This window comes from Pseudomonas brassicacearum subsp. neoaurantiaca (assembly GCF_013608025.1).
Taxonomy (GTDB): Bacteria; Pseudomonadota; Gammaproteobacteria; order Pseudomonadales; family Pseudomonadaceae; genus Aquipseudomonas.
On record NZ_VDLV01000054.1, the window covers coordinates 1 to 258 of the forward strand.

At 61.2% G+C, this 258-nt stretch carries 1 protein-coding gene; it reads right to left on the reverse strand.

The features are described from left to right. The coding region (locus tag FHK92_RS23950) for a contractile injection system protein, VgrG/Pvc8 family (RefSeq protein ID WP_258232732.1) at window positions 1-258 on the reverse strand (258 nt) is incomplete at both ends.

Consider the following 258-nt stretch of genomic DNA (forward strand, 5'->3'; position numbering starts at 1 on the left):
AGGATGTGCTCGACGATCTCCGGCACCGACTGCTGCTGGTAGATGCGAAATTGCTTGCCCCGTGCGAGCCGCGCGAAACGCGGTTGCAGGGTAATTTCGTAGCGGGCTTCGTCGTTGGAACCGGACAGACGCTTGAAGCCCGAGATCACGCCATGAAAGGAACGCAACGGCTTGATCACCGGCGCCGTGAAACCCTTGGGCGTCGGCGGTGGCGGCACGGCGTACAGGTTGAAATAACCCCACCGGTTGAGCACATCG